The organism is Cytobacillus kochii, from assembly GCF_020171845.1.
GTDB lineage: Bacteria > Bacillota > Bacilli > Bacillales > Cytobacillaceae > Cytobacillus > Cytobacillus kochii.
On the sequence record NZ_JAIVAM010000002.1, the window covers coordinates 124,115 to 144,259 of the forward strand.

Consider the following 20,145-nt stretch of genomic DNA (forward strand, 5'->3'; position numbering starts at 1 on the left):
CGTTTGAACTTAACAACTTCTTTCTAGAAGTTGTTTTTTTAATGGATTGATATGGTAAAAAGGTGAGCAAGAACGGAGGAAAAAGCTTTGTTTGGAACCGTTCCTTATTATGTGAACATAATGAAATCAACGATCATGATGAACAGCTATTCTGCGGAGAGTTATAGTTTAAGAAAAGTATTAGATCAGTATAAAGAAGACATCCGAACACTCTCTGTAGAAGAAGAGAAGATCCAAATATATTTAAGGAATGCTGAAAGGGCTTACAGCATTGTCAGGCATGATGTAATTGGATGGGAGGAAAATGATTGTGAGCATGGAGGAGAAGTATATACCAGGGTTAGAGGGAATCATAGCTTCTGAGACCGGCATCTCATTTTTAGATACTGTTCATGGAGAGATTGTCATAAAAGGTTATGACTTAATTCAACTTTCAAAAACGAAAAGCTATTTAGATATTATCCATTTACTTCTAGAAGATCAATTACCAACAGACGAGGAAAAAACTTCATTAGCTAATACGTTAAAGTCCTATTATGAAATACCGACGGCCGTCATGGAGGTTTTTACTCATTTACCAAAAGGAACACATCCAATGGATGGGCTCCGCACTGGCATCTCAAGCTTGGCTGGATATGATACGACCTTAGAAGATAGGTCGAAGCAAGCAAATAAAGAAAGAGCTTATCGCCTACTTGGAGGAGTTCCGACAATTGTAGCTAACAGTTATCGTATATTACAAGGTCTGGAGAGAATTGAACCGGATAAATCCCTATCGTATAGTGCCAACTTTTTCTATATGTTAACTGGTAGAGTACCTTCCGATTTAGAAGAAAGAGTATTTGACCAGTCATTACTTTTATATAGTGAACATGAAATGCCAAACTCAACATTTACAGCAAGAGTAATTGCTTCTACACAATCCGATCTATTTGGAGCGTTAACGGGTGCAGTTGCAAGTTTAAAAGGTAGCTTGCATGGGGGTGCGAATGAAGCGGTTATGTACATGTTGAATGAAGCGGAAAGTGTCGCTGGCTTGGAAGGCCTCTTCTATAAAAAACTATTTAAAAAAGAAAAGATTATGGGCTTTGGTCATAGAGTTTATATGAAAAAAATGGACCCAAGAGCATTAATGATGAAGGAAGCTCTACAGGAGTTATCCATACAAAATGGAGATGATTCGTTGCTTCGAAAATGTGAAGCAGGAGAAAGAATCATGGAAGTTGAGAAAGGGCTATACCCTAATTTAGATTATTATGCCGCACCGGTTTATGGCATGTTAGGAATTCCTATCCCACTTTACACACCGATTTTCTTTAGTGCAAGAACGGTTGGTTTATGTGCCCATGTCATTGAACAGCATGAAAACAACCGCTTATTTAGACCGCGGGTCATTTATTCAGGTGCACGTCATACCTTACCAAATTGAGGAGGAGTACGAGTAAATGCTGAAAACGAATGAAAAGGTTGAAACCGATGTTATTTTAACGGAAATTGCTGATTATGTATTGGATTATGAAATAACAAGTGAAGAGGCTTATCGCACGGCACATTATATCTTGCTCGATACAATTGGTTGTGGAATATTAGCGCTTGATTATCCTGAATGTACAAAACTACTTGGTCCTGTTGTGCCAGGAACGGTTGTACCTAATGGAACAAGAGTCCCTGGTACATCATTTGAATTAGACCCCATTAGAGGTGCATTTAATATTGGCTGTATGATTCGCTGGCTGGATTACAATGATACATGGTTAGCTGCTGAATGGGGGCATCCTTCTGACAACCTTGGTGGCATTTTGGCAGTTGCAGATTATTTAAGTAGGCAACGTCTTTCAGTTGGTAAAGAGCCAGTTAAAATGATTGAAGTCCTGGAAATGATGATCAAGGCTCATGAAATTCAAGGAATATTAGCGCTAGATAATAGTTTAAATCGCGTGGGTTTAGATCATGTACTGTTTGTTAAAGTGGCAACAACTGCTGTTACGGCAAAGATGCTTGGTGCAACAAAAGAAGAGGTGATTCATGCATTATCACTTGCATGGGTGGATAATTCTGCATTAAGGACATATCGTCATGCGCCAAATACGGGCTCAAGAAAATCATGGGCTGCTGGAGATGCGACAAGTAGGGGTGTTCAGTTAGCTATGATGGCTGTGAAAGGTGAAATGGGCTATAACAGTGTCTTATCTGCACCTAACTGGGGATTTGAAGACGTTCTGTTTAAAGGGCAAAAACTTACCCTACAAAGAGAGTTAAGTGCTTATGTAATGGAAAATGTGTTATTCAAAGTTTCTTATCCGGCAGAATTTCACGCGCAAACTGCAGCGGAGTGTGCCGTTTCACTTCATCAAAATGGCGATGTGGGTGATTTAAGCGATATCGATCGAATTACGATTACCACACATGAATCAGCGATTAGGATTATCGATAAAACAGGTCCATTACATAATCCAGCTGACCGCGATCACTGTATTCAGTACATTACAGCTATTGGTTTATTAAAAGGAAATATTCGCGCTGAGGATTATGAGGATGATGTAGCTAGCGACCCCCGAGTAGACAGCTTACGAGAGAAGATGGAGGTTGTGGAAGATCTGCAATACTCGAAGGATTATTTAGATCCGAACAAGCGCTCAATCGCTAATGCTGTTCAAATCCATTATAAAGATGGAACTTCTTCTGAGAAGATTGAATGTGAATATCCATTAGGTCACCGATTCCGCCGTGACGAAGCGATTCCAAAAGTATTGCAGAAGTTTGAGTATAATATTAAAACTCATTTTTCTAACAAGGCACAAACAAGCATTGCTGGAGCTGTTTCCGATCAAGAAACGTTAAAAGAGATGCCAGTGAATGAATTTATGAATTTATTCTTAATCTAGGAGGGGATGCAAGATGGCATGGATTGTTCATAAACCTGTGACTCAACAAGATTTAGCTGAGCAATTTCGTTCAAAAATGCTAGATAAGAATATATTGCAAATACCTGGGGCACATGATGCAATGGCAGGCTTAATGGCCAAACAAGCAGGCTTTCATGCTTTGTATTTATCAGGCGCTGCATATACGGCAAGTAAAGGACTGCCAGACTTAGGTATGGTTACATCTGCTGAGATGGCAGAGAGGGCGAAAGAAATTATTCGAGCAACTAATTTACCATTACTTGTTGATATTGATACGGGGTTCGGTGGGATATTAAATGCGGCAAGAACAGCTGTGGAAATGCAAGAAGCTGGAGTGGCTGCTGTGCAGATAGAGGATCAAAAGTTACCGAAAAAATGTGGCCATTTAAATGGAAAACAGCTAGTAACATCAGAAGAAATGATACAAAAAATTAGAGTGATTAAAGAAGTTGCCCCTCATCTAATGATAATAGCAAGAACAGATGCACGAGCGGTGGAAGGACTTGATGAAGCGATTGAACGAGCGAAAGCATATGCAGAAGCTGGAGCGGACGCTATTTTCCCGGAAGCATTAAAAACGGAAGAAGAGTTTAGTCTATTTTCACAAGCGATTTCCATTCCTTTACTAGCAAATATGACTGAATTTGGTCAGACTCCCTACTACTCAGCGGATGAATTTTCACAAATGGGCTTTCAAATGGTTATCTACCCTGTTACTTCATTAAGAGTGGCAGCGAAGGCATATGAAAACGTTTTTAATATCATTAAAGAAACAGGTTCACAAAAAGATGCGCTTGCTAATATGCAAACAAGAAAAGAACTATATCAAACAATCAGCTATGATGATTTTGAAGAATTAGATGATACATTAGCAAAAACAATATTGACAGAAGAATAATTGTCTAGGCGTTCGGTTATACAGCCGAGCGTCAATCTTCCTTAATTATTTTACTTCATAAAAGATTAGGAGAAATGAAAAAATGAACGCAAGGAATGAAATGATTATACAGCATCTTATTGGGGAAATGGCCAGCAATAAATACTTTATTAATGTGTTATTGCATAAAAAAGAAACGCTCAATGATAACCTTATTTGGCTTATGATGAAGTTGAAAAAACGTGGTGAAATGAAAATCACGGATATCTCTACAGATTTCTATATGTCCCCAGCAGCTGCAACGAATATGAGTGATAAATTAAAGGCACTTGGCTATGTAACTAAAAGTAGAGCACATAATGACCGTCGAATTGTTAGTGTTCGTTTAACACAAGAGGGAGCGTTCTATATTAATGCCTTATTTAATGCCTATTCGTATGAACAATTATGTTCTCTTCAACAGCAAGTATCTTCCATTAATACTTCTCTTGAAAAAATAGCAAAAATTATCTAATGGTTTTTTCCCGAATAAAAGAGGATAAGGTCATTTAACAGTAAGTTCTGTTTTACTCACCTTATCCATTTTTATATGATCTTTCGGATATCGTTCATATAATAATTGAAAGCCGTAATTAATTAATGCATAGGCGAAAGCAGAAATAAATAATGAAAATGATGTGAATTTGTACAGTTTATAATGACCAATTTTTTGAAAGAAAGCATTGAAAGGATAGGCAAACAAAAGGTCAATAATTAGATTAAGCCCGACATATCGAAAAAACTTTCCGTATGTTAAATGGAACACCCAAATATTAATTGTAAAAAATGGCCCCAATATAAAGGCAATTGAATCATAAACCATATATTTCTTTCCGCCCTTTACTCTCCACCATTTAAAAACAAACGATAATAATGTTTCAATTAAAAGGATGCAAGAGCAAAATAAAGTAACAGGAAGAAACCTTTTAATTGATTTACCAGGAATAAAAAACATCGTTCCCCATAAGATGATGGCATTAAATACACGAAAGAAATTAGCTGCACTCAAGTTTACCCTCCTCTAAAAACATTATTATCATTAGAATGTGATACATCAATAAAATTATGTGTGCAAGATGTATTTTTAAGAATATATCTAGTTGGTAAAAATGAACAATATAAAAAGAAATAATAAGCGGAGGCATTCTATCAAGGGAATTGGCATTCATCAATTTGGCGATATTCACCAATTACGTGACATTGTATTAGTAACACCACCAGTTGGTGATGACGAGATATTAATTCAAATAAAAGCGAGTGGAGTGTTAGAGAGTGATTGGCAATTAAGGTCTGGGCAATGTTTGAGCGACAATCTTAACTTACCGATCATTCTAGGAAGTTCCGGAGCAGGAATCATTAAAGCAATTGGAAAGGACGTCTCCCAGTTTAAAATTGGTGACAAAGTTTTCTTTCTAACAACTATTTCTGCATATGGTACATATGCCAACGAAACGATAGTCCCATCATCTCATGTTTGTCTCATGCCTCATAATTTAACATTCATTGAATCGGCTGCTCTATTAGAAAGTAGTATAGCGGCATGGCAAGCAACAGTAGAGGGGAGGGTGAGAGAAGGAAGCCATGTTCTAATTTTAGGTAGCCAAACGAATGTAGCTTTGATGCTCATTCAAATATTAAAGGCAATGGGAACAGTGGTAGGCATACTTTATGAAGATGTAAAGCAGAAAGATGTAATCCATATTGATGGGGATTGTCTGGATCCTATTTATAAGCAACGACGCTTTGATCTACTCATTGATACAATTGGACAAAGCTATCCATATTTAAGTGCGTTAAGGTGGTTGAAGCCAGAAGCAGAAGTGATAAAATTCACAAAACCGAAATATCAAGTCGTTGATAAAGAATGTTTGTCAATAAGATATATTACTACATACTCAATTAAGAAGGGGTTAGAACAGATAAAACAATTAGTAGAAAAAGGTAAACTAACTCCAGTTTTGGCACATGTGTATCCGCTGAACATTGAAGGTATACAAAAAGCCCACATAAAAAAACAATATGGTCACTGTCAGGGGGAAGTGGTTGTCTGCCATAGAGGATAAAAGTAGTTAAGATTTTTTGGAGTTTGATAAAATAACTACAATCATTTCGTAACGCGAAGTTCTCTAACTATCAAACACCTCTAGGCATGTTATAATAATTCATGAAAATTCAGAATAAGGGGGTCGCTACCTTTGACACTATTGCAAGATATTTATCAAAAATCACTCTACACTTTAAGCGGTCATGGAGTACGACAAGTGGAAGTGCTTAAAGAAGCCTTCCGACATATCCAGGAAGATGTTACAAGCGATATTTACGGCGAAGGTCAAATCATTGCAGAATTTGAAAAAAAGATGGCAACATTATTAGGAAAAGAAAAAGCAGTCTTCTTTCCGAGTGGAACAATGGCGCAACAAATTGCTCTGAGAATCTGGAGTGATAAAAAACAATCAAAAAAAATTGCCTATCTTCCATTATGCCACCTAGAAATTCATGAACAAGATGGCCCTCAGATGCTGCATCAATTTGATGTAACATTCGTCAGTGAAGAAAGTAGACCTGTAGGCTATGAAGAGATTAGTCACTTAGATGATTCATTCGCTGCATTGTTATTAGAGTTGCCGCAGAGAGAAATAGGTGGGTCCGTGCCCCCATTTTCAGAACTTCTGCAAATGGCGGATCATTGCCGCGAAAATAATATTAAACTACATTTAGATGGTGCGAGATTATTAGAAGTGCTGCCATATTATGAAAAGAGTGCTGAAGAAGTAAGTGCATTATTTGACAGTGTATATCTTTCTTTTTATAAAGGTGTAGGTGGGATCGCTGGAGCAATTTTAGCCGGTGATAAGTCTCTTATTGAAGAAGCAAAGGTTTGGAAAAGAAGGTTCGGCGGAGACCTCATTAGTCTTTACCCTTATATCATTCCAGCAGACTATTATTATGAAAAAAGAAAAGATAAAATGAAGCGATATTATGAAATATCACGATTTTTCGCTGAGCGATTTAATCAAATAACTGGTTTACATACAAAACCAAAAGTACCCCAATCAAATATGTTCCATCTTTATTTTGAAAAAGACATCGAGGATATAGAACAATTGTTGAAAATGGTGTATGAGGAATGTGGTGTGGGTATCACATCTAGAATTCAAGAGAAAGATAACGAGTATTTTGCTGAAATTAGTTTTGGTGATGCAGTTACGGTTATACCAGAAACAGTAATAGAAAAAATGTTTTTAACAATCAAACAAAATATATAATTCTTATTCATAGAATGAGAGAAAAAAATATATACAGGAAAGCAAAAAGCTGCTTATGCAGGCTATTAGGAAGAAATATTGATGACTCCCTTTTAGGAAAAATATAGAAATGCAAGAGGCGATAGATATGAGAAGAAAGACAATGCTATCAATGTACTGAAAGGTGAGTTTTCTGAAAAGTAAGCTTATCAAGATTGAAAATAAAAAGATGAGAAGGATAAGTAGAACTTTAAATGATATCAATGGACATTCCTCCTTCTATAAAATTTGTAATGGATCTCTGAAGTAGCCTTTATATTAGTATATGTATACATAATGAATCTTCTCAAAAAAAGGGTACCGTTCATCAAAAAACGGCAAATATCACAGTTTGATAATAAGGAGATGTTAACAATTAAGGTGATCATTATCGGATCAGGCATAGTTGGAGCGAGTGCTGCTTATCATTTAAGTAGAAACGGCATCGATGTTACAGTAATTGATGCGAACCATGAAGGTAGGGCATCTGCTGCAGGAGCTGGCATTGTTTGTCCATGGATTACTCATCATAAACATCCAGATTGGTATACATTGGCTCGAAGGGGAGCTTTGTATTATGGAGAGCTCATTAAAGAATTGGAACATGATGGTGAATGGGATATCGGATATAAACAGGTTGGTGCACTGGCGATAAGCAAAGAGGATGAGGTAATAAAACAATTTCAAGCGGAGGCAATGAGCAAACGGGCTGCAGGTACGCCTGAGGTAGGAGATATTAAGCGCTTATCAGGGGAGGAAGCACGAGGTTTATTCCCACTATTGAATAGAGAGTATCAAGCACTTTATGTGAGTGGGGGAGCTAGGGTAGATGCACATTTACTTTGTCAAGCGATGCACAGAGCCTCTTCCTTACATGGGGCTCAATTTGTAGAAGGCAAAGCAAGTCTTACTCTAAAGAATGGGCATGTAGTCGGGGCAGAGGTAAATGGGAAATTATATGCGTGTGATCAGATCATTGTAACGACTGGCGCATGGACAAATGAGTTGCTTTCACCCCTTCATTATTCTATTGCTATTAAACCGCAACGTGGACAAATTATCCATTTCGGTGTGAAGGAACATATTACTTCAGACTGGCCAGTTGTTATACCGGATTCTAGTTACTATATGCTTGCCTTTGATGATCAAAGAATCGTTGTAGGTGCAACGAGAGAAACGGGGGCAGGATTTGACTATCGATTGACAGCTGGAGGAGTGAAAGAAGTGATTGAAGCAGGACTGGAGATGGCGGCATCATTAGAAAATAGTTCAATTTCCGAGATGCGTGTGGGTTTTAGACCAATGGGACCCGACACCCTTCCGTTATTAGGTAAACTGGAAGGACATCCTAATGTCACTATAGCAACAGGCTTGGGGCCGTCAGGGATAACAATGGGTCCTTACATAGGCGTAGTAGCTAGTGAAATCGCTTTGAATCATACTTTACCATTTGATCTTACTCCTTATGACCCCTTAAGATAATGAATGATGTTTTGCCTTGGTCATTGTTACCAAGGCAATTATTTTTGGAAAGGATGAGGTTTGTGATTTATAAAAAAGAGATAAAGGGTCAGGTTATAGAAGTGAAAATGGAATGGACGGAAGAGTAGAATTTTCGCTTGAAATAATCTCCATGTAATCTGCCGTTCATTGTAAGTGGAAATTGATTGCGTGAAAATATAAAACTTATGGTATGTGTAGCTTAAGAAGTAAAAGTAAACGGGAGAATTGCCTAAAAAGAGGATGGAATCCGAGCGGAAAAAGAATTAGGCGTCATTCGCTAAGGAAAAACGCGCTAAAGATGATAGGGGATAAGGGGAAGAAAATTCCCCAAAATTTGTTCGATATTGATTCATAGGTTAATTACTTAATATGATATGGATGTTATTACCCACTTGCTTGATCTCTCCCAAAAAATGGCCAATCCCTTCTATAAAAATGCCATCTATTGTCTGTTCCGGAGGATGATCAATGACAAATTGTAGCTGTAAAACATCGTTTAATCCATTTTCTGTTAAGGCTAATACAGGTTGTGAAAAATATATGGACTGCTCTTGAAGACGTATGGTCATACCGTTTTTATGAAGGAAGTTTTTATGCGATTGTATGATATTCATAGGATCAAATTGTTGAATCCTGCCTTTGCCTATCAATGTAAGAAGCAACCCATTTGTTTTTTTAAAACTGCTAATTTCAATTTCTTTATTCATTTCAGCTTCCCGAATAAGATCGTCTAAGGAAGCCAGATGCATTTTCTTTGGTGCTCTAGCTATTGGTTCAAATTCTTTTTGTAAGATTTCATAAATAGTTAGTTGATGTTCGAATAATTCTTCTTTCCATTTTGGAGAGAATTTCTCAAGTAATAAACAAATAGCTAAACCTGAGGGATAGCAACTATGTCTTATACTATTTGTCATAATAGAGTAGTCTGTTAATGACTTTAAATAACGCTCAAGTACCAGTTCATCTGTTTGATTGACGATATCTTTATATGCAAGGAATTCGATAAAAAACGCCGGTCCTTCAATTGTTTCAATATGGCTTTCATACTGAACCAACTCATAGTACTGCTCTTTTCTTTTTTCTCTCCAATATATGAAGGCTTGAATCGCTTCTCTTTGTTTATTGATATTCTTAATACTTAATGCGCGGTTAAGACACTCTCTTTCTTGGATTCTCCATTGAATATTTTCTCTTTCAAGAGGATAAGCAATCCCTACTAATTCATTGGGAAAACGCTTTTCTTTCATATGATATTGATGGCAATGAAAAAGCTCATGAATAAGGGTGGCGTATACTTCCTCTTTATTAAGATTATTTATGTCGACAACGGCTGTTGCTTCATTTTCGAAAATTATTGAGGTAGAGCCCGTAAATTGATTGTTCCATGGGAGAATGACTTCTTGACCATTAAATTGAGGATGCTGATATAAATAAACAGATTCATGATTATAATAGGCATAAGGTGAAGCGATAAAATGTGGCCAATAGTTTGGGAGTATTGTATGAATGGTAGTCACTTCAGTTAATTGTTGGTTAATCATAATCATCTCCTTCATCAGAAGTATTAGTAAATGATAATATATAAACCTAGTGCAATAATAGATAGGATAATCAGGATAATATATATAAGTGAAAGGTTTCTACTGTTTTTCTTTGTAGAAGATCGGTAATTGTCATCACTGCGACTTGTCAATAATAAAGTACCAACAATAGCAGCAATGAGTAAAAAGATAATAATGCCGTATAATACAGTCATGAGGTTCTCCTTTTCTCATACTTTTCAATCAACAAGGGGTATCTAGTCAAATGTCTTTCTTATGATTATAATGGAAGAGGTTGTATTTTTATAGCTATAAATTGTCACTTCTTTTTGAAGATATTGTGAAAAGGTTTACTTAAAAAGTTATAAATACTTTTTTAGTGTTACAATATAATTGAAATTTCTTATGGAAGGGAAAGTTCCTCTTGTTATGGAGAAAGGTATTAGCATGAATAATTCAATGCAGCAACTTGAAAAGCGTCAACCAATTACAAAAATTCTAGCTGCTACCATTAAAACAGGGATTATTAAATCCAATTTGTTTCCAATGTTCGCAGGGTTAACGCTCGCCTTATATACGTATGATTATGGTATTTTAGACAAGATACCAGCAATATTATTTGCCTTATTTGGTTCTATTTTTATTATCGGCTCTGCCGGTGCCTTCAATAATATTTATGATAGAGATATTGACTCTATTATGGAGCGTACGAAGACTAGACCTACAGTAACAGGAGATATCACTACTAAATCAGTGTTAATTTTAGCGACAGTGATGGGATTAGTAGGTATTATTTTGTTATCATTAGCAACTCCGCTAGCAGGATTGCTCGGTTTTTTAGGTTGGTTTTTTTATGTTGTACCTTATACTATGTGGACAAAAAGAAGAACCATTTATAATACGGAAGTTGGGAGTATCTCGGGAGCGATGCCTCCTTTAATCGGATGGGCTGCTATTCATCCAGATATTTTACACCCGGCAATATTAGGTCTATTCGTCATTCAAGTTATTTGGCAAATGCCACATTTTTATGCGATTGCCATTCGTAAACATGATGACTATAAAGCGGCAAATGTACCGATGTTACCTGTTGTAAAAGGAATACGTCGCACCTATTTACAAACAAATGTCTATCTTGTTTTGTTAATTTTAACAAGCTTTTTATTTTGGCCATTAAGCCCAGGGTTAACACTCGTATCATTGTTACTTGGTATTGGTTGGTTAATTCTTAGTATCTATGGTTATAAGAAGATGGATCCGAAGAAATGGGCAAACGCTTTATTCGCCTATTCACTTATCCATATGACAGTCCTTTTTTCAACTGTGATTATTTATTCTTTAGTTGGGATTATTTTTAATTTGAAGTAATTAAGTATGCGATCTTAGCATCATTTGAACTCGAACAATACAGTGTTCGAGTTTTTTTATTTGGTGAGCAAGTTGGGCAGTGGACAGTTCGATGTTCGTTCTTGCCAGTTCGCATGAAGTGCATGTGATGGTGATCAGAATAGGGGGTAACGCATCGCATCAAAAATCCGTGGCGAGGGTAAAAATTGATAGGAAAAGGCAAGAAACGCGTCAAAAATACGTGGTGAGGGTAAAAATTGATAGGAAAAGGTAAGAAACGCGTCAAAAATCCGTGGCGAGGGTAAAAATTGATAGGAAAAGGTAAGAAACGCGTCAAAAATCCGTGGCGAGGGTAAGATTTGATAGGAAAAGGTAAGAAACGCGTCAAAAATACGTGGCGAGGGTAAAAATTGATAGGAAAAGGTAAGAAACGCGTCAGAAATCCGTGGCGAGGGTAAGATTTGAAAGGGAAAGGCAAGAAACGCGTCAAAAATACGTGGTGAGGTTAAAAATTGATAGGAAAAGGTAAGAAACGCGTCAAAAATCAGTGGCGAGGGTAAGATTTGATAGGAAAAGGCAAGAAACGCGTCAAAAATCCGTGGTGAGGGTAAAATTTGATAGGAAAAGGTAAGAAACGCGTCAGAAATTCGTGACGAGGGTAAAAATTGATAGGAAAAGGTAAGAAACGCGTCAAAAATTCGTGGCGGGAGAAAAATTTGATTGGAAAAGGCAAGAAACGCGTCAAAAACGCGTAGCGGGAGAAAAATTTGATTGGATAAGTTAACAAACGCGTCAAAAATCCATGGCGGGAGAAAAATTTGATTAGATACCTGACGAGGAGGCGACTAAAAGCAGTGTCAAGTCGCCGAGTTATTTACTTTAACCATTAAGTAGATCAGATGCTACCGGATCCTTCTCGTGAGCGAATTGAATTTTATTCATTAATACATGGTTAATGGCATAAGAAAAGTAGCGCCCTGCCTTCCGAATGTTTTTAAGGTTTTCTTGCTTCCTTTTGTTTAATATTAACGATTGGCAGCTTAGAGGTATAATTCAGCATTTCTATCAATTGTTCGGTCATATGCGTCGGACTATATTTAAAACCTCCTTTTACCCAGGAAATAATAAGTCCATAGAGGCCATATACATGATAGTTTGTTAATAATTCATGATTAATGGCATTTGGGATGTGATCAAAGCCAATTTCATCATAGGAAAGCTGTGTTAAAACGGAAATAATCTTATCTTGAAATCCAGAGAGTGCGTGAGAATGTATCATTACTGAATAGAAACTTCCGTATTGATATACATGTTCAAAAATCTTTACACTTGATGTTGTTAAATCTTCAATATGTAATTTTCCAATGCCGATATATGGTTCGCGATAGCTCCGAATAAGGTCATCAAATATATCGTTGGTTAATTCTTCTAGTAATTCTTCTTTCGTCTGAAAATGCTTATAAAAGGTGCCGCGATTTAAATCCGCTTTTTGTACAAGGTCAGTTACTGTAATTTTTTCAAACTCTTTTTCAGCCATTAAAGTAATAAGAGCATCTTTTAGCCCTTTTTTAGATTTATGAATTCTTCGATCATTTTTCATCAACAATTCACCTTCCCTTTGTTGATTAACTTTTATTAATATACAAGTAATACCCAATGTATTTATTATTGAACAAATGCTATCTGTTTTGCATATTGTTACTTAAATTATAGAAGATTAAACTGAAAGAGTACAAACTATTTTGATAGCGCTTTAATGAAGGTGCATAAATGAAAGGGGTAATTTTCTATGAAACTAAAAGATCAAGTAGCCATTGTAACAGGTGCGGCATCTGGTATGGGAAAAGCAATTGCTGAGTTATACGCAAAAGAAGGTGCAAAAGTGGTTGCTGTCGACTTAAATAAAGCAGGTGTAGAAGCGGTTGTTGAAGCTATTAAAACGAGTGGTGGACAAGCACTAGCTCTTGGAGTAAATATTGCTAAATTAGATGAAGTTGAAGGGATGATTGATGCTGCTGTAGAAGAATACGGTACATTAGATATCTTAGTGAATAATGCAGGTATTATGGATGCAATGGAACCTGTAGGAGACATTACAGATGAAAAATGGGATCTTATCTTTGATATCAATACAAAAGGTGTGATGCGAGCTATGCGCAAAGCTATCCCGATTTTCCTTGAAAAAGGAAAAGGCGTGATTGTAAACACAGCTTCAACAGGCGGTTTAAACGGTGCGCATGCTGGGGCAGCATATGGAGCATCTAAGCATGCAGTTGTTGGCTTAACAAAAAACACTGGTTTTATGTATGCAAAAGAAGGAATTCGTTGTAATGCTATTGCTCCTGGTGGGGTGGCTACAAATATTGGGGCTGCATTAAAACAACCGAATGAATTTGGTATGAGCCGTACGCAACTAGCATCAGCGGTGATGCCACGTGTCGGAACACCGGAAGAAATTGCGAAAGTGGCTTTATTTTTAGCTTCTGATGAATCGAGCTTCGTGAATGGTACGGTCATTACAGCTGACGCTGGTTGGACAGCAGCATTTTAATATACTATTTATACTTGCAGTTATAATTCCATATGTAAATGAAACCCAAACTTAACTTGTTTGGGTTTTTTTATTGATAAATTATCTCAATCTCTTGGTTCCTGTGATATTTTTTTAGGTTCTTATTTAGTGATTCTCTTTTAATGGTATATGAACTGATCATGACTTAAAACGTGTTTGTTTTACAGCCGCCTTTAGATGAAAGGGAATCAAAGTTTCCACCTAAACTACAACAATGAAAGCAATTTCATCATACGGCATCCCATTGCTCCCATTGCTTGTGATAAACTAAATATAATCAAAATGGAGAGAAGTGTTCGAGATGAAACAGGAAGTACTTATTAAATAGAACAATGTGCAGGTGATAAAAAAATAGAGGTACGGGGGGATGTTTAATTGGTATTAAATCATAGAGGGTTCGATGAATGGGCGAAGGAGTATGATCAATCCGTAAAATTATCTGAGGGAAAAGAGGCTTATCCTTTTGCTGGTTATCAAGACGTAATTAATCTTGTATATCATATGGCAGGACATCACCCGTCATCAACCATTTTAGATGTAGGGTTTGGCACGGGGACCTTAACAAAGCGATTGTACGATGACGGTCATAGCATCTATGGAATTGATTTCTCAAAAGAAATGATAGCCATTGCAAAGGAAAAAATGCCAAACGCTTATCTTTTTCAAAGAAATATGGAAGAAGGTCTTCCATTCGAATTTGAGAAGGAAAAATTTCATGCCATTATCTCTACCTATGCACTTCATCATGTAACAGATAGAAAAAAAATTGAATGGATTCAACAGCTATCCTTTTCGTTGCATGAAGGAGGGTCAATTATTATTGGAGATATTGCCTTTGAAACAAGAAGTGCGCATGATCAATGTAAAAACAGAAGTTATGAGGATTGGGATCATAGTGAATTTTATACCGTCTATGAGGAAATAAAGGAAGAATTAGTAGCATTAAAGTTTAAAGTAGATTATAAGCAAATCTCTCATTGTGGAGGCGTATTATTCGTCCGACGTTAACTATAAGACCCACTAAAGTGAGAAAGGAATGAACCATGAATAAAAAGCAGAAGAGAATTGAGCAAATAACACGTTTGCATTCACCATTAAGATGTCCTATTTGTAAGGGAGATTTGAAGGTGGAAGACAATAGTCGACTAATCTGTAGCCATCGTCATAGTTTTGATATTACAAAGCAGGGCTATATCAACGTCTTAACGCATAAAGTAAACAGTCATTATGATAAGGAGTTATTTGAAGCAAGAAAACAAATCATCACAAAAACAAAACTATACAATCCGTTACAACAATTAATCATTTCGCATATAAAGGAGCTTAGTCCAGGACAGATGATTGCTGATGCTGGTTGCGGTGAAGGCTCGCATTTACATATGATCTTAGAAAAGCTAAATGTAACTGAGCAAAAGTATGTAGGAGTCGGTTTAGATATTGCTAAAGAAGCAGTTAAAATGGCAGCTGGCAATGATGATGAGTGGATATGGCTTGTTGGGGATTTGGCGAATCTACCTTTCACGGACCATTCTGTAGATGTGCTATTAAATATTCTATCACCTTCTAATTATCAGGAGTTTAAAAGGGTGTTACGAAAGGGTGGCATCGTAATTAAAGTTGTGCCTCGACCTAATTATTTATTTGAGTTAAGAAGTGTGTTATCGAAAAATAATCACTATGATAATCAAGAGATACTACAACTGTTTAAAGAACATTTTCATGTTATCAGTCAAAAAAGTTTGCATTACACTGTTGAACTTAGTGGTGAGGAGAAGAAACAACTTGTGAAGATGACACCCCTCACATGGAGTGGACAAGAAAATACGAAGAGGTTATTTGTTGAAGGTGATCTTAATGAAATCACGATTGACCTTGAAGTGATTGTCGGTAAATTAAAATAGAAGTGAAGCTGGGGACATACATCATAATCCCTGGATTTATTTATACATTCTGCCTCGTGTATAAATGAAGGGAGGAGGCAAGTATGCAAGAAGAGATAATAGAAGCGCTAAGGTTAAGAAAAGAAGGTCAATGGTTATTATCTAATCAGCGATTTTTAAAGATGTTGGAATCTTTCCCCGATGATGCAAACCTTTTATATCAAAGTGCTTGGAGTTACGACTTGCTCGGTGAAGAAAGAAAGGCTGTGCCCCTTTATGAAAAGGCCATTCAAAAGGGATTAAAAGAGGGATTGGAAGGGGCTTATATTGGTTTAGGAAGTACACTTAGAACGTTAGGGGAATATGAAAAATCTAAAGCAATATTAGAGGAAGGAATCAATCAATTTCCCCATAACGGTGCACTAGTAACATTTTTAGCGATGACTTTATATAACTTAGAGGAACATGAATTAGCGATGAATCATTTGTTGAGATTATTGGCTAATACTTCAAGGGATGAATCAGTTTCTGCTTATCAAAAAGCAATTCATTTTTATCGCGAGCAATTGAATAAAACATGGGAGTAGGTAAGCGTCGAATGATTAATATAGCAGAGTTACAAAAAGAGGTTGGACAATTTAGTAAGAAAAAAGGCTTTGATAAAAACAGCGTGGAGGCTCGTGCACTCTTTCTAATGACGGAGGTAGGTGAAGTGGCAAAGGAAGTATTATCACTTTCATGGGAAGAGGATAAGGAAGTGGTGAAAGAACGCCTAGGTTTAGAGCTATATGATGTAGTATGGAATGTGTGCGAGCTAGCGAATAAATTAGATATAGATTTAGAGAAAGCTTTTGTACAAAAGAGTGAAATTAATCGCAGCAGAACTTGGGAATAAAAAAAGTGGTTGAATGAAAATCAACCCCTTTGAATAATTAGTAATGATCTTGAATCTTGAAACGAATGGAAAAGGTTGTCCCAGAAGAGTCTGTAGTAAAATCAATATTAGCATTGTTTCTTTTGGCAATGGCAAACGAGATAGCTAACCCAAGACCAGTTCCCTTTTCTTTTGTTGTGAAAAAGGGGGTAGAAATCTTGTTCATTACTTCAGGGGCAATTCCTGCACCTTCGTCTGTTATAGATAATACGACTTGACCACGATCTAAGTATGTACGGATATGTATAGATGCTTTCGCATTCATTGCATCTAAAGAATTATTTACCATATTAATGATTAACTGACGGATTTCGTTTTGATCTAAATTTAATAGTGGTAAAGGGTGCAGCTGAAGATGGATTTTTTTATTTTCTTTAATGGCTCTCGTCTCTAGCAATGGGTAGATAGATTGAATAATTTCGTTGAGATGTTCCTTCTCTTTTCGACTAGGCTTATTCTTGGCCATATCTAGAAACTCACTAATAATGGAATTGACACGATCAATTTCATTAATCATTAATAGAAAAATTTCTTGGTATTTTAGTAAATCTTCATTTTTTTCTACTAACTGAAGAAAGCCTTTCACAGTTGTTAATGGATTACGTACTTCATGGGCTACACCAGCTGCCATTTCCCCAATTAACCGTAATTTTTCATAGTAAGCTCTTCTTTCATTTTCTTTCTTCGTCTCTGTTATATCCTGCATAATAACTAGAAGACCTTTTGTATCGGGTATTGTTTTCACTTTAAAATAATTAGTATTTGCATATGAAAGGTCAAAGCTAATCCCTTTTTGCTTCTTGTATGATTGATATAATTGTTTACATACTTTCCTACATAAATCTGGAATAGCCTCACTAATATTTCTGCCTAGTATTTCGTCTTTTACGATATTAAACATATTTTCTGCTGAACGATTAACAAATAAAAGTTGCATATCCTTGTTTAAATAATAGCAGCCATCAGAAATATTTAGGAGTATCTGGTGGAGGTGCATATTATTTAATCGATTCTCTTCGGGTAAGATAGAAAAGTTCTTGGTCGTAGTCATCTGATGTAAACTCACTCCTCTCAAATGATTGTTAGTTTAATAAAGAGGCTAAGAGGTTTGCTCGAAGCCTCTTTATAAAAACAATACTTCTCTATTCTATTGTGATGGAGTATAGACCAAATCCATTATTACTTGGCCCAATATATTGAATGGGGCTATTTTCATTAAGTAAATCTTTAGCCTCTATGGACGATTCAAATTGAATGTTTGGTGTATTTAAAACAGACGTGAATGTCCAGTTATTATCTGCCGTAGGATCGATGGTGCCTTGCTCAAGAATGTAATCAATGATTACTTGTCTGTTTTCATCTGGATACATAGTAACTGATTGTTGGTTTCTTACACCTGGGAACTGCCCACTTGCGCGATAATTATTAGTCGCTACAATGAAGTTTTGCTCAAGATTAATCGGTGAACCATTATAGCTTAAACCTTTGATTCTATTCGCATTTTCATTGATCAATTTTCCTTCAGTATCATATTTGGCAGGCTCTGTTACATCAATTTCATAAGTGACTCCGTCTATCACATCAAAGTTATATGTTGGAAATTGCTCATTTATTAAAGGTTGTGTTTGTTCCTCACCAGGTAAGATTTGATTAAACTGACCAGCAGACATTTCTAACCATTCTTTTATATCAGCGCCGGTGACTTTAATGGCTGCAACCGTGTTTGGATACAAATATAAATCAGCGACATTTTTAATCGCTATCGTTCCTTCAGGTATATAAGTATAATAATTTGCTCCATTACGTCCGCCAGCTTTAAAAGGAGCTCCAGCAGATAAAATCGGAGTACCCTCTTCTGGTGTGCCAGCTAGTTGTTTTTCTAAATACCATTTCTGTGCATTTGTAACAATTTGAATGGAGGGATCATCTTTTATTAATGCAAAGTAACTATGAATATTGGCAGTCGTATTGCCAACAGGTTGTCTTACATATTCTAACGTTTGTTCATGAGAAAGTTGGATGGCATCGAGTATGTCTGGATCGGCAATTGTATTGGTTTCGCTTTCTGAATTATATACGCTTCGCAATTCAGACTGGACATTGTTTACTTTCCAATGTCCAAAGGAAGTGGTAAGTGATAAATCAATGACACCTAAATGATTACCCCAGTTACCAGGCATAACAACGGGTACACCATTAATTGTCCCTTTCTCTTCATTCACTCCCGGTAAGTCTGAAAAGTCTCCTGGAAAGAGCTTATGGTTATGACCAGAAATAATAGCATCGATTCCTTTTACTTTTGTTAGCGCATATGTAGCATCTTCATCCATCTCTGTATAATTTTCCGTTCCCATTCCAGAATGAGCGAGGACAATAACTAGATCGGCACCGGCTCTTTTCATTTTAGGAATGGTTTCTTTAACAGATTGGACGATATCTTTCGTATAGACTTTCCCTTCTAAATTCGCTCTATCCCATTCAGTTATTTGTGGTGTCACAACACCAGTTACACCGATATTTAATAAGTGAGGAAATCCCCTCTCATCTCTTACTATTTTTCTAATGATTTTGTATGGCTGGAAATACTGCTTTTCCTTCCCTTTCCCTTTTTTTACGTGATAGACATTGCTGTTCACATAAGGGAAGGGGGCATCATTTAATGTTTCATTTAAAAATGATAATCCATAATTAAATTCATGATTCCCTACAGTAGCAGCATCATAATCTAGAAGCTTCATAGCTTGGAATACCGGATGTAATTCTCCCGGTTTGATTGGATTGATTTTAGCTTTATAATCCCCAAGAGGATTCCCTTGAATCAGATCACCATTATCGAAAAGAAAGCTATTACTCTCCTCTGCCCTTGCTTCTTTAATTAATGTGGCTGTTTTTGCCAGTCCGAAATCCTCCACTTCTTTGTCTTGATAATAATCGTATTTGGAAAGGTGGGTGTGGATATCAGTCGTCCCCAATAAGCGAATATCTACTTTGCTTTTAAAAGGACTTGGAAAATGATTCGTTTCTGCTGCCTCTGCATGATAAATTCTTGGTAAAGAAGAAATAACGAGGATAATAGTAAGACATAAAAAAGTAATTTTCCTTATCAAAATCGACACAACTCCTCTGTATTCATTTTTTAACCTTCGCTCGGAACCATCTAATAAATAATCTATTTTTCAACATAATAGTAACTATTTTCTATTTTTTTTGATAGAGGAGAAAAGAAGGGTTTTTGTTGAAGAATTTCCTTAGAATAACAAGG

General features: G+C 36.4%; 20 protein-coding genes. 14 read left to right on the top strand and 6 right to left on the bottom strand.

Annotation, left to right across the window (positions count from 1 at the left end):
- The first annotated feature begins 87 nt into the window (after positions 1–87).
- From LCM23_RS01525 to LCM23_RS01545, 5 genes are all read left to right on the top strand, one after another.
- The gene (locus tag LCM23_RS01525; protein WP_095370286.1) at positions 88–363 is read left to right on the top strand and encodes a hypothetical protein; all 276 of its coding nucleotides are present in this window, start codon (positions 88–90) and stop codon (positions 361–363) included.
- On the top strand, positions 308–1,429 hold the full coding sequence (gene mmgD, locus LCM23_RS01530) for a citrate synthase (protein ID WP_224935719.1): 1,122 nt from the start codon (positions 308–310) through the stop codon (positions 1,427–1,429). The genes LCM23_RS01525 and mmgD overlap by 56 nt, the downstream gene beginning before the upstream one ends.
- Positions 1,430–1,445: 16 nt before the next feature.
- A complete protein-coding gene (gene prpD / locus LCM23_RS01535; RefSeq protein ID WP_224934932.1) occupies positions 1,446–2,885 on the top strand; it encodes a 2-methylcitrate dehydratase in 1,440 nt (479 codons plus the stop codon).
- Positions 2,886–2,898: 13 nt separating this feature from the next.
- On the top strand, positions 2,899–3,804 hold the full coding sequence (prpB, locus tag LCM23_RS01540; RefSeq protein ID WP_224934934.1) for a methylisocitrate lyase: 906 nt from the start codon (positions 2,899–2,901) through the stop codon (positions 3,802–3,804).
- Between the two features lie 82 nt (positions 3,805–3,886).
- Positions 3,887–4,297, top strand: a complete 411-nt coding sequence (locus LCM23_RS01545; protein ID WP_224934937.1) for a MarR family transcriptional regulator — start codon at positions 3,887–3,889, stop codon at positions 4,295–4,297.
- 30 nt (positions 4,298–4,327) lie between these two features.
- Here the strand turns inward: LCM23_RS01545 and LCM23_RS01550 are convergent, their stop codons facing one another.
- Positions 4,328–4,831 carry a hypothetical protein gene (locus LCM23_RS01550; protein WP_224934938.1) on the bottom strand — a complete coding sequence of 168 codons (504 nt, stop codon included), beginning with the start codon at positions 4,829–4,831 and terminating at the stop codon, positions 4,328–4,330.
- Positions 4,832–4,931: 100 nt separating this feature from the next.
- Between LCM23_RS01550 and LCM23_RS01555 the strand changes: the two genes are divergently transcribed.
- The 3 genes from LCM23_RS01555 to LCM23_RS01565 all read left to right on the top strand — a co-directional run bounded on the left by LCM23_RS01555 (position 4,932) and on the right by LCM23_RS01565 (position 8,588).
- Positions 4,932–5,885, top strand: coding sequence for an NADP-dependent oxidoreductase (locus tag LCM23_RS01555; protein ID WP_224934940.1), 954 nt, complete (start codon positions 4,932–4,934; stop codon positions 5,883–5,885).
- A 132-nt stretch (positions 5,886–6,017) separates the two neighbouring features.
- Complete coding sequence (locus tag LCM23_RS01560) at positions 6,018–7,088, top strand: threonine aldolase family protein (RefSeq protein WP_224934942.1); 1,071 nt, start codon at positions 6,018–6,020, stop codon at positions 7,086–7,088.
- A 399-nt stretch (positions 7,089–7,487) separates the two neighbouring features.
- The gene (locus LCM23_RS01565) at positions 7,488–8,588 is read left to right on the top strand and encodes an NAD(P)/FAD-dependent oxidoreductase (RefSeq protein ID WP_318247522.1); all 1,101 of its coding nucleotides are present in this window, start codon (positions 7,488–7,490) and stop codon (positions 8,586–8,588) included.
- A gap of 377 nt (positions 8,589–8,965) precedes the next feature.
- Here LCM23_RS01565 and LCM23_RS01570 read toward each other — a convergent pair whose 3' ends face one another.
- Positions 8,966–10,150, bottom strand: a complete 1,185-nt coding sequence (locus LCM23_RS01570) for a hypothetical protein (protein ID WP_224934944.1) — start codon at positions 10,148–10,150, stop codon at positions 8,966–8,968.
- A gap of 23 nt (positions 10,151–10,173) precedes the next feature.
- Positions 10,174–10,365, bottom strand: a complete 192-nt coding sequence (locus tag LCM23_RS01575; protein ID WP_191815185.1) for a hypothetical protein — start codon at positions 10,363–10,365, stop codon at positions 10,174–10,176.
- 232 nt (positions 10,366–10,597) lie between these two features.
- On the opposite strand from LCM23_RS01575, the gene cyoE reads away from it, so the two are divergent.
- On the top strand, positions 10,598–11,518 hold the full coding sequence (cyoE, locus tag LCM23_RS01580; protein WP_224934946.1) for a heme o synthase: 921 nt from the start codon (positions 10,598–10,600) through the stop codon (positions 11,516–11,518).
- A 973-nt stretch (positions 11,519–12,491) separates the two neighbouring features.
- Here the strand turns inward: cyoE and LCM23_RS01585 are convergent.
- Positions 12,492–13,097: a TetR/AcrR family transcriptional regulator gene (locus LCM23_RS01585; RefSeq protein WP_224934948.1), complete on the bottom strand. Its 606-nt coding sequence runs from the start codon at positions 13,095–13,097 to the stop codon at positions 12,492–12,494.
- Positions 13,098–13,286: 189 nt separating this feature from the next.
- On the opposite strand from LCM23_RS01585, the gene LCM23_RS01590 reads away from it, so the two are divergent.
- The 5 genes from LCM23_RS01590 (at position 13,287) to LCM23_RS01610 (ending at position 16,844) form a co-directional block, all read left to right on the top strand.
- On the top strand, positions 13,287–14,048 hold the full coding sequence (locus LCM23_RS01590; RefSeq protein WP_224934950.1) for an SDR family oxidoreductase: 762 nt from the start codon (positions 13,287–13,289) through the stop codon (positions 14,046–14,048).
- A gap of 396 nt (positions 14,049–14,444) precedes the next feature.
- Positions 14,445–15,077 (top strand): class I SAM-dependent methyltransferase, encoded by a 633-nt coding sequence (locus LCM23_RS01595; protein ID WP_224934952.1) that lies wholly within the window; start codon positions 14,445–14,447, stop codon positions 15,075–15,077.
- A gap of 35 nt (positions 15,078–15,112) precedes the next feature.
- A complete protein-coding gene (locus LCM23_RS01600; protein WP_263624093.1) occupies positions 15,113–15,970 on the top strand; it encodes a putative RNA methyltransferase in 858 nt (285 codons plus the stop codon).
- A gap of 83 nt (positions 15,971–16,053) precedes the next feature.
- Positions 16,054–16,536 carry a tetratricopeptide repeat protein gene (locus tag LCM23_RS01605; protein WP_224934956.1) on the top strand — a complete coding sequence of 161 codons (483 nt, stop codon included), beginning with the start codon at positions 16,054–16,056 and terminating at the stop codon, positions 16,534–16,536.
- 11 nt (positions 16,537–16,547) lie between these two features.
- Positions 16,548–16,844 (top strand): MazG-like family protein, encoded by a 297-nt coding sequence (locus LCM23_RS01610; protein ID WP_224934958.1) that lies wholly within the window; start codon positions 16,548–16,550, stop codon positions 16,842–16,844.
- Positions 16,845–16,881: 37 nt separating this feature from the next.
- Here the strand turns inward: LCM23_RS01610 and LCM23_RS01615 are convergent, their stop codons facing one another.
- Both LCM23_RS01615 and LCM23_RS01620 read right to left on the bottom strand, forming a co-directional pair.
- Positions 16,882–17,934 (bottom strand): ATP-binding protein, encoded by a 1,053-nt coding sequence (locus tag LCM23_RS01615; RefSeq protein ID WP_224934960.1) that lies wholly within the window; start codon positions 17,932–17,934, stop codon positions 16,882–16,884.
- A 91-nt stretch (positions 17,935–18,025) separates the two neighbouring features.
- Positions 18,026–19,990 (bottom strand): bifunctional 2',3'-cyclic-nucleotide 2'-phosphodiesterase/3'-nucleotidase, encoded by a 1,965-nt coding sequence (locus LCM23_RS01620; protein ID WP_224934962.1) that lies wholly within the window; start codon positions 19,988–19,990, stop codon positions 18,026–18,028.
- Positions 19,991–20,145: the final 155 nt, after the last annotated feature.